This is a genomic window from Allobosea lupini (assembly GCF_900109525.1).
Lineage (GTDB): Bacteria > Pseudomonadota > Alphaproteobacteria > Rhizobiales > Beijerinckiaceae > Allobosea > Allobosea lupini.
The window spans coordinates 89,823-103,599 of sequence record NZ_FOAN01000011.1 but is presented as its reverse complement, the minus strand read 5'-3'; the positions used below and the strand labels follow the sequence as shown (position 1 = coordinate 103,599).

The following is a 13,777-nucleotide window of genomic DNA, read 5'->3' as shown; positions in this document are numbered from 1 at the left end:
CATGACCGCCTATGTCCTGCAGCGGCTGATCCAGAGCGTGCTCGTGCTGCTCGCGGTCTCGGTCGTGGTCTTCTTCGCCGTCTACGGCATCGGCGATCCCGTCGAGCTCCTGGTCTCGCCCTCGGCCAGCGCGGCCGAGCGCGAGGCGCTGATCCGCCGGCTCGGGCTCGACCTGCCGGTCTGGCAGCAATACCTGACCTTCATGGCCAATGCGCTGAAGGGCGATCTCGGCCGCTCCTTCGTGCATGGGGTGCCGGCGCTGCAGCTGATCCTGCAGCGGCTGCCGGCGACCTTCGAGCTCGTGCTGCTCTCGATGATCCTGGCGCTCGCCGCCGGCATCCCGCTGGGGCTGATGGCGGGCCTGAATCCCGACAGCCGGCGCGCCCGCATCGTCATGGCCGGCACCGTGCTCGGCTTCTCGCTGCCGAGCTTCTGGAAGGGCATGATGCTGATCCTGCTCTTCGCCGTCTGGCTCGGCTGGCTGCCGACCGCCGGGCGCGGCGAGACGGTCTCGCTCCTTGGCGTCCAGACCAGTCTGTTGACACTGGACGGGCTGCAGCACATCGCCCTGCCCGCGCTCAACCTCGCCATCCCGAACCTTGCGCTGATCATCCGGCTCGTCGCTGCCGGCACCACCGAGACGATGACGCAGGACTACGTCAAATACGCCCGTGCCAAGGGCGTCCGCCCGAGGCGCATCGTCAACCGGCACATCCTGCGCAACATCCTGATCCCGGTCGTCACCGTGGTCGGCGTCGAGTTCGGCAGCCTCGTCGCCTTCTCGACCATCACCGAGACGGTCTTCGCCTGGCCGGGCATGGGCAAGCTCCTGATCGACTCGGTCTACCAGCTCGATCGCCCGGTGGTGGTCGCCTATGTCCTCCTGGCGACGCTGCTCTTCGTCACCGTCAACTTCCTGGTCGACGTGCTCTATGCCGCGCTCGACCCGCGGGTGAAGCTCGCCGGAGAGCAGGCATGAGCCCAGGCGCCTCCCGCCTCGCCGGCCCCATCCAGGCCGACACGCCCCTGCGCGAAAAAGTGCTGCGCCATCTGCGCAACCGCCCGACCACGCGCGGTGCCGCGATCCTGCTGGGGATCATGGTAGCGCTCGCTCTGCTGGCTCCGTTCATCACGCCGCAGAATCCGCATGATCTCGGCTCGCTCAGCGTGATGGACAACCGGCTGGCTCCGGGCGAGCGCGGCATGGGCGGCTTCACCTACTGGCTCGGCAGCGACGCGCAAGGCCGCGACATGCTGAGCGCCATCCTCTACGGACTGCGCACCAGCCTGCTCGTCGGGCTCGCCTCGACCGTCGGGGCGCTCTCGATCGGCATCCTCGCCGGCCTCGCCGCGGCGCAATTCGGCGGCGTGGTCGACGCCATCATCATGCGCATCGTCGACTTCATGCTCGGCTTCCCTTCGATCCTGGTCGCGCTCGTGCTGCTCGCCTCGATCGGGCGCGGCGTCGACAAGGTCATCCTTGCCATCGTGCTGGTGCAATGGGCGCAGTACGCCAGGCTGATGCGGGCGGCGGCGCTGGTCGAGCGGCGCAAGGAATACATCGAGGCGGCCGTGAATTTCGGCCTGCCGACCCGCCACATCATGCTGGCGCATCTCCTGCCGAACTCGGTCGGCGCGGTGCTCGTCGTCGCATCGATCAGCATCGCCTCGGCGATCACGCTGGAGGCGACGCTGTCCTTCCTCGGCGTCGGCGTGCCTGTGACGCAGCCATCGCTCGGCCTGCTGATCGCCAACGGCTTCGAGTTCCTGCTCTCCGGCGAATACTGGATCGCCGTCTTCCCGGGTATCGCGCTCGTGCTCCTGATCATGTCGCTCAATCTCGTCGGCGATCGCCTGCGCCGCAGCTTCAACGTGCGCGCATGAGCGAGACTCCTCTCCTCTCCGTGCGCGGCCTCAAGACCGTGTTCCATGCGCAGGACGGCGCCTGGCCGGCCGTCGACGGCGTCGATTTCAGTGTCGCCAAGGGCGAGGTCCTCGGCCTCGTCGGCGAATCCGGTTCCGGCAAGTCGGTCACTGGCTTCTCACTGGTGCAGCTGATCGACCCGCCGGGCGAGGTCGTCGCCGGCGAGGTGCTGTTCGACGGCGATGATCTGCGCGCCGCCTCGCCGGAGCGCCTGCGCCAGCTGCGCGGCGACCGGATCGCAATGATCTTCCAGGATCCGCTGATGACGCTGAACCCGGTGCTCAGCATCGGCGAGCAGATGAGCGAGGCGATCCTCGAGCATCGCGACTGCAGCCGGCAGGAGGCGTTGGACAAGGCGGCGAAGGCGCTTGCGCGCGTTGGCATCTCCTCGCCGGAGACCCGGCTGAAGCAGTACCCGCACGAATTCTCCGGCGGTATGCGCCAGCGCGTCGCGATCGCGACCGCCCTCCTGAACGATCCCGACCTGATCATCGCCGACGAGCCGACCACCGCGCTCGATGTCACCATCCAGGCGCAGATCCTCTACGAGGTGCAGAAGCTTTCGCGCGAGACCGGCGCGGCGGTCATCTGGATCACCCACGACCTCGCCGTGGTCGCCGAGCTAGCCGACCGGGTGGCGGTGATGTATGCCGGCCGCATCGTCGAGATCGGCGACGTGATGACCGTGCTCGACCGGCCGCGCCATCCCTATACGCTCGGCCTGCTCAATTCCTCGGCGACGATGGTCGAGCCGGGCCAGCGCCTGCACCAGATCGACGGCATGGCGCCGCGCATCGACTCGCGCCCCTCCGGCTGCCCGTTCCGGCCGCGCTGCGAGCGGACGTTGCCCGTCTGCGCCGACGCCGATCCGCAGCCGCAGGCCCATGACGGGCGCACCCTGCGTTGCCACAACCCCGTGCCCGACCAGGTGGCGGCATGAGCGAAACCCTGTTCGAGCTGCGCGGCGTCCGCAAATATTTCCGCGGCAAGGCCAATATCGCCGAGCGCATCCTGACCGCAATCGGCCGGCATGCGCCGCCTGCGACACTGAAGGCGGTCGACGGCGTCGATCTCAGCGTCCGGAAGGGCGAGGTGCTCGGCCTCGTCGGCGAATCCGGCTGCGGCAAGTCGACCCTGGCGCGCATCGCGACCGGCATCCTGCCGCCGACGGAAGGGCAGGTGTTCTACAAAGGGCGCTCGGCCGCGGCGCTGAAGGGCAAGGACCGGCTGGATTATCTGCTCAAGGTGCAGATGATCTTCCAGGACCCTTACGCCTCGCTCGATCCGCGCATGCGGGTGAGCCGCATCGTCGGCGAGGCGCTTGCGGTCCACAAGCTCGTGCCGAAGGCCGAGCTCGACGGCGCGGTCGACCGGGCGCTCAGCGAGGTCGGACTCGATCTCGCCTATCGCGAGCGCTACCCGCACCAGTTCTCCGGCGGCCAGCGCCAGCGCATCGGCATCGCCCGGGCGCTCGCGGTGAAGCCCGATTTCCTGGTCTGCGACGAGCCGGTCTCGGCCCTCGACGTCTCGATCCAGGCGCAGGTGATCAACCTGTTCATGGATGTGCGCGAGCGGCACGGGCTGACCTATCTCTTCGTCAGCCACGATCTCGGCCTCGTCCGCCATATCAGCGACCGCGTCGCGATCATGTATCTCGGCCGCATCGTCGAGATCGGCAGCGCCACCGCGATCTTCGCCGAGCCGGCGCACCCCTATAGCGCTGCCCTGATCAAGGCGATCCCCTCTGCGGCGCGGCGCAAGAGCAGCTTCCAGCCGCTCAAGGGCGAACTGCCCTCGCCATTGGCGCCGCCACCTGGCTGCCCCTTCCACCCGCGCTGCGAGCACGCCATGGCGGTTTGCCGCGAGGTCCGCCCGGACCTTGCGGAGATCGCGCCCGGCCGCAGCGCCGCCTGCCACCTGCATACGACTGCGAAGGCCGCATGAGCACGCTCACACTCGATCCGCCGCAGGGCCGCAGCACCCTGCACTTCCTCGATGCGCGCCATCCGCAACGGCCGCTGGAGGTCAATTTCTACCGGCCGGCGCGTCATCGCCCGGACGACGAAGTCGTCGTCGTCCAGCACGGCATGCTGCGCAATGGCGACGACTATCGCGATTTCTGGATCGAGGCGGCCGAGACGCACAACCTGCTGATCGTCGCGCCGACTTTCGGCAACGCGCACTTCCCCAAGGCAGAGGGCTACAATAACGGCCTCGTTGTCGGCGAGGACGGCACGCCCGCCGCGCAGGACGATTGGCTCTACGCCGTGCCGGCCCGCGTGCTGGCGGCTTTGCGCCAGGCCGGCGTTACCACGCGCGACAAGGTCAGGCTGTTCGGCCATTCCGCTGGCGGCCAGTTCGTCCACCGCCTGCTGGCGACGCAAAGCGAGACGCCCTTCGAGACCGCTTTCGCCGCCAATTCCGGCTGGTACACGCTTCCGACGCTGGAGCGTCGCTTCCCGGAAGGGCTCGGCGGGCTCGGCCTCGGCGAGGCGGACCTCGCGCGCTGGCTCGCCTGGCCGATGGTGATCTTCGCCGGCGACCGGGATATCGTCACGGATGATCCCAACCTGCCGGCTCAGGCGGAGGCGCTCGCGCAGGGGCCGATGCGCTATGCCCGCGCCCATTTCGTGCTCGATTTCGCCAAGGCGGAAGCCGCCAGGCGCGGCCTGCCCTGCAACTGGTCGCTGATCACCGTGCCCGGCATTGGCCATGACGGAGCGGCGATGTCGCGCGCTGCGGCGGCGTGCTGGTTCGAGGGCCGTATCCCCTCGATCGAGGAGCTGAAGCCGGAGGCGACCGCAGTCGCCTGAGGCTCGACCGGGCGAGCCCGATCTGCGACATCTGGCGTCAGGTTCTGGTTGGAGGCCGATCGCGATGAAGCTGCTGCTGGCGGGTGCGACGGGACTGGTCGGCGGCCATGTGCTGGCGCAGGCGCTCGCCGACCCACGCATCGATGCGGTGATCGCCCCGACGCGCCGCGCCTTGGCGGCCCATCCGAAGCTGCTCGCACCGGCCGTCGATTTCGAGGCTCTGCCCGAGGATGCGCCCTGGTGGGCGGCGGATGCGGCGATCTCGGCGCTCGGCACGACCATCGGCAAGGCGGGCTCGCAGGACGCCTTCCGGCGGGTCGATCACGGTTACCAGCTCGCTGTCGCTCGGCTCGCTCACCAGCATGGCACCCCGGCCTTCCTCCTGAACTCGGCGCTCGGTGCCGATCCAGCCTCGCGCATCTTCTACAACCGGGTGAAGGGCGAGCTGGAGCGTGACCTCGCCGGCCTCGACTTCGCCTCGCTCACCTTTGTCAGGCCGGGCCTGATTGGCGGGGAGCGGAGCGAAGTTCGAACCGCCGAACGCGCGGCCCTCATCCTGCTCGGCATTCTCGGTCCGGTGCTGCCGCGCGCCTGGCGCATCAATCCGGCTGGGCGCATCGCCGCCGCGATGATCGAGGCCGCCATAGCGGCGAAACCCGGCAGGCATGTCGTCAGCTCCGCGGCGCTCGTCTGAGCGAACGCGAGCGATGACGACGACGGCGCGACAGACCGATGCGATCGTGCTCGGGGCCGGCATCGTCGGCGTCAGCATCGCGCTGCATCTGCAGGAGCGCGGCCGCACCGTCCTGCTGGTCGACCGCGGCGAGCCCGGCGCCGAGACCAGCCATGGTAATGCCGGGCTGATCGAGCGCGCCTCGGTCATTCCCTATGCCTTCCCGCGCAGCCTCGCGACGCTTTTCGCCTTCGCCTCGAACCGCTCGATCGCGGTGCGCTATCGGCCCGCGACACTGCTGCGGATGGCGCCCTGGCTGGCGCGCTATTGGTGGAACTCGGCGCCCGGCCGGCTCGATCGGTCGGGGCAGGCCATCCTGCCGCTGATCGAGCGCTGCCTCGACGAGCACCGGCACTGGACCAAGGCCGCCGGGACCGAGGCGCTGATGCGCGACGAGGGCTGGATCGAGCTCTATCGCAGCCGGCACGGGTTGCAGCAGGCCGTCAAGGCGGCAGAGGACCTCGCAGCCTACCGTCTCGCCTACGATGTCCTCGACGAGGCGGCGCTGCAGGCGCGGGAGCCCGGCTTGCTGCCGGGTATCGTCGCGGGCGCCGTGCACTGGCGCGATCCGGCGACCGTCAGCGATCCCGGCGCGGTGACGCGCGCCTATGCCGCCCTCTTCGCCGCGCGCGGCGGCGAGTTGCGACGCGCCGACGCGGCCGGCCTGCACCAGGAGGGCACGGGCTGGCGCCTATCGGCCGGCGCCGAGGATTGGCGTGCGCCCGAAGCCGTCCTTGCTCTGGGCCCCTGGTCGAACGACCTCTGCGATCGGCTCGGCTATCGCTTTCCGCTCGGCTTCAAGCGCGGCTACCACATGCATTACGCAGCCGCGGACGATACCGCCCCGCGACATCCGCTCTGCGATGTCGAGGCCGGCTTCGTAATCACTCCGATGGCGCGCGGCATCCGCCTGACCACCGGCATCGAACTCGCCGCCCGCGACGCACCCTCCGATCCCTGGCAGCTCGACCGGGCCGAGGCCATCGCCCGCCGGATCATGCCGCTGGGCCAGCGCCTCGAGGCAGAGCCCTGGCGCGGTGCCCGCCCCTGCCTGCCCGACATGCTGCCGATCATCGGCCCGGCGCCGCGGCATAACGGCCTCTGGCTCGCCTTCGGCCATGCCCATCACGGCTTCACGCTTGGCCCCGCGACCGGGCGGCTCCTGGCCGAGATGATGACCGGGCAGGCGCCGTTCTGCGATCCCGCGCCCTTCGCGGCCGCCCGCTTCGCTTAGGCCGCCTTGCGCTTCTCCGCCGCATGCTGCTCCTCCGAGACGCTAGCGCGCCAGTAGCTGACGACGAGGTGCGTGCGAGCGACAGGCGAGGATGACAAGATCGGGCGCCAGCGCCCCCCAAATGAGCGCGATAGCCGTAAAAGCTGGCCGGCTTTCCCCGTCGCGTCACACCACGGTCATCGAAGCGCGTCTATCCCGCTGCGATGACGCTCCCGACCCCAGGCGACGGCCCCGGCATGGCCGCATTGCTGCCCGGCATGCAAGCCCCCACCACACCGCTGCTGGCGCTGGATCGCTTTTCCGTCGCTTTCCCAGGCGCCAACGGGCCGGTCCCGGTCGTATGCGGCATCGAGCTCTCGCTCGCGCCCGGCGAGGCGCTCGGCATCGTCGGGGAATCCGGCTGCGGCAAGAGCGTGACCTGGCTCGCGGCGCTGCGCCTGCTCGGCCGCGGGGTCGTGACCTCCGGCGAGGTCCGGCTTGGCGGCGAGGACATCACTCGCCTGCCGGAACGCACGCTCGCAAGGGTTCGCGGCGGGTGGATCGGACTGATCTTCCAGGATCCGACCAGCTCGCTCAATCCGGTCCAGCGCATCGGCACCCAGCTCATCGAAGTGCTGCGCTTGCATCGCGGCCTGCGCGGCGATGCCGCCCGGCGCGAGGCGTTGCGCCTGCTCGATCGCGTCGGCATCGCCGATGCGCCGCGGCGGCTGCGGCAATATCCGCATGAATTCTCCGGCGGCATGAACCAGCGCGTGATGATCGCGCTGGCGCTGGCCGGGGAGCCCGAGGTCCTGATCGCCGACGAGCCGACTACGGCGCTCGACGCGACGATCCAGGCGCAGATCCTCGACTTGATCCGCGACATCCGTCGCGACAGCGGCATGGGGCTGGTGCTGATCTCGCATGATATCGGCGTCGTCGCGGATCTCTGCGACCGCGTTGCGGTGATGTATGCCGGCCGTGTCGTCGAGACTGCAGCGACGCAGGATCTGCTCGGCCGCCCGCGCCATCCCTATACGCGCGGCCTGCTCGCTGCCATGCCGACGCTCGGCGGCCCTCGTCAACGGCTGACGCCGATCGCCGGCACCGTTCCCGCGCCTGACAGGATGCCGCCGGGATGCGCTTTCGCGCCACGCTGTTCGCTGGCGATCGACGCATGCCGGACACAGACGCCCGCGCTAGTACTGGCGGCACAGGACCAGCGCGCCGCCTGCCTGCGCCTCTCGGAGACGGCGATAGCCCCGGCTGCCGCTGCCACGGCTCCGGTCGGAGCCTTCGCATGAACCCGCTGCTTCGCGTCGACGATCTCGCCCGCCACTATCCGGTCGCGACTGCGACCGGGCAGAAGCGCATGCTCCATGCCGTCGACGGCGTCAGCTTTTCCCTCGCCGCCGGCAAAACCCTCGGCCTCGTCGGCGAATCCGGTTGCGGCAAGTCGACTACCGCGCGCCTCGTGCTCGGCGTGCTACCGGCGACGTGCGGGCGGATCACGTTCGCGGGCGCGGAGGTCAGCGCGACGCGCGATCGTCATTGGCGAGCCCTGCGCCGGCGGATGCAGCTGGTGCATCAGGACCCGCTCGCGGCGCTCGACCGGCGCCTGCCCGTCGGCGAGCAGATCGTCGAGCCGCTCGTCATCCACGGGCTCGAAGCCGGCGCCGAGGCTCGCCGGCAGAAGGCGCTCCAGCTGTTCGAGGCGGTCGGCCTGCGGCCGGACCTGTTCGAGCGCTATCCGCACGAGCTCTCCGGCGGGCAGCGCCAACGCGTCGTGCTCGCCCGGGCGCTGATCCTCGGCCCTGAGTTGCTCGTCTGCGACGAGCCGATCTCGGCGCTCGACGTCTCGGTCGCGGCCCAGGTCATCAACCTGCTGCAGGACCTGCAGGGGCGCCTCGGCATGGCCTATCTCTTCATCAGTCACGATCTGAAGGTCGTCCGGCAGATCGCCGACGAGGTCGCAGTGATGTATCTCGGCAGGATCGTCGAGCAGGGCCCGCCGGAGGCGCTGTTCCATGCGCCGGCCCATCCCTACACCGAGGCGCTGGTCTCGGCCGTGCCGACGCTCCAGCGCGGCACGCGCGAACGCATCATCCTGCGCGGCGACCCGCCCAATCCGGTCGACCGGCCGGCGGGTTGTGCCTTCCATCCGCGCTGCCCGCGCGCCGTCGCCCGCTGCCGCGAGGAGGAACCTGTTCTGCGTCCCGCCAGCGACGGGCGACTCGCCGCCTGCCATCTGGTACCGCTGGCGACCGATGCCCAGGCGGCAGCCGCCTGACCCTATCGACCGACCGGATACCGACATGGCCCAAAACTTGGCTGACCACGATCGCTCCCCAGCCACGCGCGTCATCGTCGCGGTCTTCGACGGGCTGCGGCCCGACTTCGTCACGCCCGAGCTGACCCCCAACATCCTGCGCCTCGCGGCGCGCGGCACATGGTTCCGCCGGGCGCGCAGCGTCTTCCCCTCGGTGACCCGCGTCGCGACCAGCGCCATTGCCACCGGCGCGCCGCCCGCCGTACACGGCATCGTCGGCAACGCCTTCTACCTCGAAGGCGCCATTCCCGAGCGCATCTTCGACACCAGCGACATCGGCATGCTGCGCCGGGCGGAAGCCCATCATGGCGGCCGGCTGATCGCGGTCGATACCTTCGGCGACGTGCTGGCGCGGGCGGGCAAGCGACTCGCCGTGGTCCATACCGGCTCGGCCGGCTCGGCGCATTTCATCAATCCGCGCGCCCGCGCCAACGGGCATTGGACCTTCACGATGCTCGGGACCGAGGCGACGCAGACGCCGGAGGCAGTCGAGGACGTCATCGCCAGGCTTGGCCCGCTGCCGGAGCGCCAGCTGCCGCGCCTCGACGAGCTCGCCTATGGCGGCCGGGTGATGGTCGAGCACGTCCTGCCGGTGCTGAAGCCCGATGTCGCGCTGATCTGGTTCAACGAGCCCGACACCACCTTCCATTATCGCGGTCTCGGCTCGCAGGAGGCCAAGGCCGGCCTGCAGCAGGCCGACCGCGCCTTCGGCACCATCCTCGACTGGGTCGAGGCCCAGCCCGACGGCGAGCGCATCGCGGTGATCGCCGCCTCCGACCATGGCCAGATCTCGACCGGCTCGGTCGAGCCGCTGTTCGAAGCGGCGCGCCAGGCCGGCTTCGACGTCAGCAACGCCAAGGCCGTCGACGGCGCCGCCTTCCTGGCGACCGGCGGCATCAGCGGCGAGATCCGGCTGCGCGGCAACGACCGCAGCCAGATCGAGCGCATCGCCGCCTGGCTGATGGAGCAGCCGACGATCGGTCATGTCTTCTCGCGCGGCAGCGGCGAAGAAGGCGACATCGCCGGCACCCTGTCGCTCGACCTGATCGGCGCCGGCTATGCCGGTCGCCAGCCCGACCTGATGTTCATCCTGAAATCGTCGCTGCAGGCCGACCGGTACGGCCTCCCCGGCCTCGGCGCGATGACGCCGGGCGATGTCCCGCTCGGTGGCGGCATGCATGGGGGCATCAACCCGCATGAGCTCAACACCGTGCTGATCGTCGGTACGGGCACCGGCGAAGTCGGCAGCGTCTCGCAGGAGCCGGCCGGGATCATCGACATCGGCCCGACCGTGCTCGGCCTCTCCGGCCTGGCCAAGGCGCCGAGCATGGTCGGCCGCGACCTCTCCCGTCCGGCGAGGGAGGAAGCGCGCATCCGGCGCGTCGCGACCGGGCGCGGCGCCTTCACGCAGCAGGTCGAGTTCGCCGAGCAGGACGGCCGCCGCTTCATTCTCGGCGGGCACTGATCCGAGGGAACGAATGCAAAAAAGGGGTGGCCGAGCCGCCCCTTTTTCAGTCCGACCTCTGCTCTTTCAGCTGCGGCCGAAGGACAGGTTGCCCGGCCGCAGGTCCATGAAATAGAAGGTCGTCGGCCGCCAGGCGATCGCCTTCTTGATCGCGTAGGCCTCGCTCGGCTGGTAGAGGATCGTCGCCGGCGCCTCGTCCTCCCAGATGTCGAGCATCTCGGTGAACAGCGCCTTGCGCTTCACCGGATCGACCTCCGCCTCCAGCGCCGTGCCGGCCTTGTTGAAGCCGTCGGCCGAGGTCCAGAACTTCGAGACCTGGTGCTCGCCGGCCGGCCCCCAGGCGACCCAGATCGCGCCGAGCGGATCGGGCAGGCGCGTCGAGTTCGACCAGTTGAAGATCTGCGCACCGGCGCCGCGCATCTGGGTCGAGTTCTCGACCACCTGCAGCGAGGCGTTGATGCCGACGGCCTTCCACTGCTCGACCAGGATCTGCGCCGCCTCGAGCGCATTGGTGTAGTAGTTCGCCATGGTGCGGTAGACGATCGGCTCGCCCTTGTAGCCGGCCTGCTGCAGCAGCGCCTTGGCCCTGGCGGGGTCGTAAGGCAGCTTGCGGCCCTCGACGAACATCTGGCCGTATTCGGGGAAGTTGTGGCTCGGCGGCACCTGCGCCGTGCCCTGCCAGAGCGCATCGACCAGCTTCTGCCGGTCGATCGCAAGGTTCAGCGCCTGCCGCACCCGCTTGTCGGCCAAGACTTTGTCCTGCTCGTTATAGGCGAGGACATGGACGTTCGCGAGCACGACCGAGCGGACATCGATGTCCTTGTAGGCGCCGACCACGCTCATCTGGTCGGGCGGGATATTGGTGATCAGGTCGTAATCGCCAGCGACGAGCCCGGCGACGCGGGCCGCCAGTTCCGGCACGCGCCGGAAGGTGACGCGCCTCGCGGTCGGCTTGCCCATGAAATAGTCGTCGAAGGCTTCCAGCACGGTGGCTTCGGCCGCCGAATGCGAGACGACGCGATAGGGGCCGGTCGCCACCGGCTTGCGCGAATAGGCCTCGAAGCCCATCGCCTCATAAGCGCGCTTGTTGACGATCCAGGCGCACCAGGAGGCGAGCCGCTGCTCGAGCAGCACGTCGGCGACCTTGGTGCGGAAACGGACGGTGTAGCGGTCGATCGGCTCGACGCTGGCGAGGATGCCGAAATAGGGCTTGCCGCCGGGGATCTGGGCCTTGTCGCCCCAGAGGCGGCCGTCGCGGAAGGTGTAGGCGACGTCCTCCGAGGTCAGCTCGTCGCCATTGTGGAATTTGACGCCCTGGCGCAGCGTGACGACCAGTTCCTGCGGCGACACCCGCTCCCACTTGGTCGCCAGATGCGGCTTCAGCTCCGAGCCGCCGCCATCGGCGGCGCCGAGGAAATCGCGGCGGATCAGCGTGTCGAAGATCGAATAGGTGACGCGCGTGCCGACATTGGAAAGCTCGCGCGCCGGCTCCAGCGTTGCCGGCAGGTCGGCGACCGCGACGGTGAAAGTCGGGCGCGTTTCGCCGGCGGCGAAGGCTTGCGGGGCGGCGAGCAGCGCCGAGGTGGCGGAGGCGCCTTCGAGAAAGCGCCGGCGGGAAAGGGTGATCATGGCATGTCTCGCATCTGTCGGCGGCGAGGCCGAACCGGTCCGCGCGCAATCGCGCTGCCATGCCTCAGCTTGACGACAGGGCCGTGACGGAGCGCGCGGACAGCAGCTGGCGGGGGTCGTCGAGCATCACCGCATCGGGCCCGAGGGAAAGGACGCGGTCGATCCCCTGCGCATCGATCCGCCCGACCGGGAAAGGCGGATAGCCGGGCTCGGCAACCGAGCGCGGCTGGCCGACCATGATCACCGTCCGCAGGCCAAGGCTGCGTGCGGCGGCGATGCGCTCCACTGTGGTCTCGCCTTGCCAGAAGCGGAACCAGTTCGCACCAAGGGCCTTCGCCTGCCGGAAGGAGTCCGGATCGGGGACCAAAGCGAGGATCGCGATCGCCTCGGACACAGCCCGAGCGGCGGCGATGAGGTCGAGCGACCGCACACCGAGCAGCACGCGCTCGGTCGCCCCGGCCACCGCAACGGCGTCGAGAATGCGTGGCAGCACCAGGGGGTGGCTGAGCTTCACATCGAGCAGCAGGCCGAGCGGCGCGGAGGCGGCGACCGCCTCGTCCAGCGTCAGCAGGCGGGGCAGGATCGCCCGCAGTTCGGAGAGCCCGATCTCCGCGACGAGGCGCGGATCACCGGCGATGCGCTGGAGATCCGCATCGTGCAGGCAGACCAGCGCATCGTCAGCGCTCAAGCGCACGTCGGTTTCGACCATCTCGGCGCCGACAGCCTTCGCCTGCGCGAAGGCCTCAGCGGTGTTTTCGGGACCGAGCAGAGCCCCGCCACGATGGGCGATGGCAAGCGGGAGAGGCCCTGCAATGCTGCGGACGGCGAAGCCCATCGTCTCAATGCCGCTCGCTGGTGGGGTCGAAGCGATCACGCAGCCAGTCGCCGAACAGGCTCATCGACAGCGTCGTCAGGAAGATGACGAGCCCGGGAAAAACCGCAATCCACCAGGCATTGAGGAGATAGCGCCGACCCTCGCCGAGCATCAGGCCGAGCGAGGTGCCGGGCGGCTGCACGCCGAGTCCGAGAAAGGAGAGCGAGGTCTCGAGCAGGATCGTGCCCGGGAAGTTGAGCGTCGCCTGCACCACCAGCGCCGCGACGATGTTGGGCAGGAGATGGCGCAGGATCACGCGTGGCGTGCTGGCGCCGAGCGCCTCGACCGCGTTGATATAGTCGCTCTCCTGCTCGGAAGCGACGAGGCCGCGGGCGAGGCGGGTATAGCGGTCCCAGCCGTCGATGCTGACCAGTATGACGAACAGCACGATGGTGTTGCCGAAGAAGGCGAGCATGGTCAGCGCCAGGAACAGCGCCGGGATCGCCGCCTGTGCGTCGACCAGCATCATGATCGCCTGGTCGACGACGCCGCGCATCCGCGCCGCGATGAAGCCGAGCAGCGTGCCGAACACAGCCCCGATCAGCGTGCCCATCACCGCGATCAGGATCGAGGTGCGGACCGCGTAGATCATGCGGCTGAGGATATCGCGGCCGAGCTGGTCGGTGCCCAGCCAATAGGTCGTGCCGCCGCTCTGCGTCAGCGGTGGCTTCAGCCGGGCCAGCAGATTCTGGGTGGTGTAGTGGATCGGCGCCAGCCAGTCGGCGGCGATAGCGACGAGCACGACTAGGATCAGGAAGCCGGCCGAGAGTTTTACGACTGGCGACATGGACCGGCGA

The 13,777-nt window shown here is 69.4% G+C and carries 13 protein-coding genes; 10 read left to right on the top strand and 3 right to left on the bottom strand.

All coding sequences use genetic code 11. The features are described 5' to 3' along the window. Nucleotide 1: 1 nt before the first annotated feature. From BMZ21_RS25830 to BMZ21_RS25785, 10 genes are all read left to right on the top strand, one after another. Nucleotides 2–979, top strand: coding sequence for an ABC transporter permease (locus BMZ21_RS25830; protein ID WP_091841596.1), 978 nt, complete (start codon nucleotides 2–4; stop codon nucleotides 977–979). Beyond that, nucleotides 976–1,884: an ABC transporter permease gene (locus tag BMZ21_RS25825; RefSeq protein ID WP_091841594.1), complete on the top strand. Its 909-nt coding sequence runs from the start codon at nucleotides 976–978 to the stop codon at nucleotides 1,882–1,884. The genes BMZ21_RS25830 and BMZ21_RS25825 overlap by 4 nt, the downstream gene beginning before the upstream one ends. After that, nucleotides 1,881–2,864: an ABC transporter ATP-binding protein gene (locus BMZ21_RS25820; protein ID WP_091841591.1), complete on the top strand. Its 984-nt coding sequence runs from the start codon at nucleotides 1,881–1,883 to the stop codon at nucleotides 2,862–2,864. Before BMZ21_RS25825 ends, BMZ21_RS25820 begins: the two co-directional genes overlap by 4 nt. Beyond that, the gene (locus BMZ21_RS25815; RefSeq protein ID WP_091841588.1) at nucleotides 2,861–3,868 is read left to right on the top strand and encodes an ABC transporter ATP-binding protein; all 1,008 of its coding nucleotides are present in this window, start codon (nucleotides 2,861–2,863) and stop codon (nucleotides 3,866–3,868) included. Before BMZ21_RS25820 ends, BMZ21_RS25815 begins: the two co-directional genes overlap by 4 nt. Further along, nucleotides 3,865–4,737, top strand: coding sequence for an alpha/beta hydrolase family protein (locus BMZ21_RS25810; protein WP_091841585.1), 873 nt, complete (start codon nucleotides 3,865–3,867; stop codon nucleotides 4,735–4,737). The genes BMZ21_RS25815 and BMZ21_RS25810 overlap by 4 nt, the downstream gene beginning before the upstream one ends. A gap of 64 nt (nucleotides 4,738–4,801) precedes the next feature. Continuing rightward, nucleotides 4,802–5,431: a Rossmann-fold NAD(P)-binding domain-containing protein gene (locus BMZ21_RS25805; protein WP_091841583.1), complete on the top strand. Its 630-nt coding sequence runs from the start codon at nucleotides 4,802–4,804 to the stop codon at nucleotides 5,429–5,431. Nucleotides 5,432–5,444: 13 nt separating this feature from the next. Then, entirely contained in the window at nucleotides 5,445–6,704 is a 1,260-nt protein-coding gene (locus BMZ21_RS25800) for an NAD(P)/FAD-dependent oxidoreductase (RefSeq protein ID WP_091841581.1), read from the top strand. 257 nt (nucleotides 6,705–6,961) lie between these two features. Continuing rightward, on the top strand, nucleotides 6,962–7,987 hold the full coding sequence (locus tag BMZ21_RS25795; RefSeq protein ID WP_091841787.1) for an ABC transporter ATP-binding protein: 1,026 nt from the start codon (nucleotides 6,962–6,964) through the stop codon (nucleotides 7,985–7,987). Continuing rightward, a complete protein-coding gene (locus tag BMZ21_RS25790; RefSeq protein ID WP_091841579.1) occupies nucleotides 7,984–8,973 on the top strand; it encodes an ABC transporter ATP-binding protein in 990 nt (329 codons plus the stop codon). The genes BMZ21_RS25795 and BMZ21_RS25790 overlap by 4 nt, the downstream gene beginning before the upstream one ends. A 25-nt stretch (nucleotides 8,974–8,998) precedes the next feature. Further along, entirely contained in the window at nucleotides 8,999–10,477 is a 1,479-nt protein-coding gene (locus BMZ21_RS25785; RefSeq protein WP_167561754.1) for an alkaline phosphatase family protein, read from the top strand. Between the two features lie 66 nt (nucleotides 10,478–10,543). Here BMZ21_RS25785 and BMZ21_RS25780 read toward each other — a convergent pair whose 3' ends face one another. The 3 genes from BMZ21_RS25780 to BMZ21_RS25770 form a co-directional block, all read right to left on the bottom strand. Next, a complete protein-coding gene (locus BMZ21_RS25780) occupies nucleotides 10,544–12,106 on the bottom strand; it encodes an ABC transporter substrate-binding protein (RefSeq protein WP_091841575.1) in 1,563 nt (520 codons plus the stop codon). Nucleotides 12,107–12,170: 64 nt separating this feature from the next. Beyond that, entirely contained in the window at nucleotides 12,171–12,941 is a 771-nt protein-coding gene (locus BMZ21_RS25775) for a glycerophosphodiester phosphodiesterase (protein ID WP_091841572.1), read from the bottom strand. 4 nt (nucleotides 12,942–12,945) lie between these two features. Beyond that, nucleotides 12,946–13,767, bottom strand: a complete 822-nt coding sequence (locus tag BMZ21_RS25770; protein ID WP_244544009.1) for an ABC transporter permease — start codon at nucleotides 13,765–13,767, stop codon at nucleotides 12,946–12,948. Between the last annotated feature and the right edge of the window lie 10 nt (nucleotides 13,768–13,777).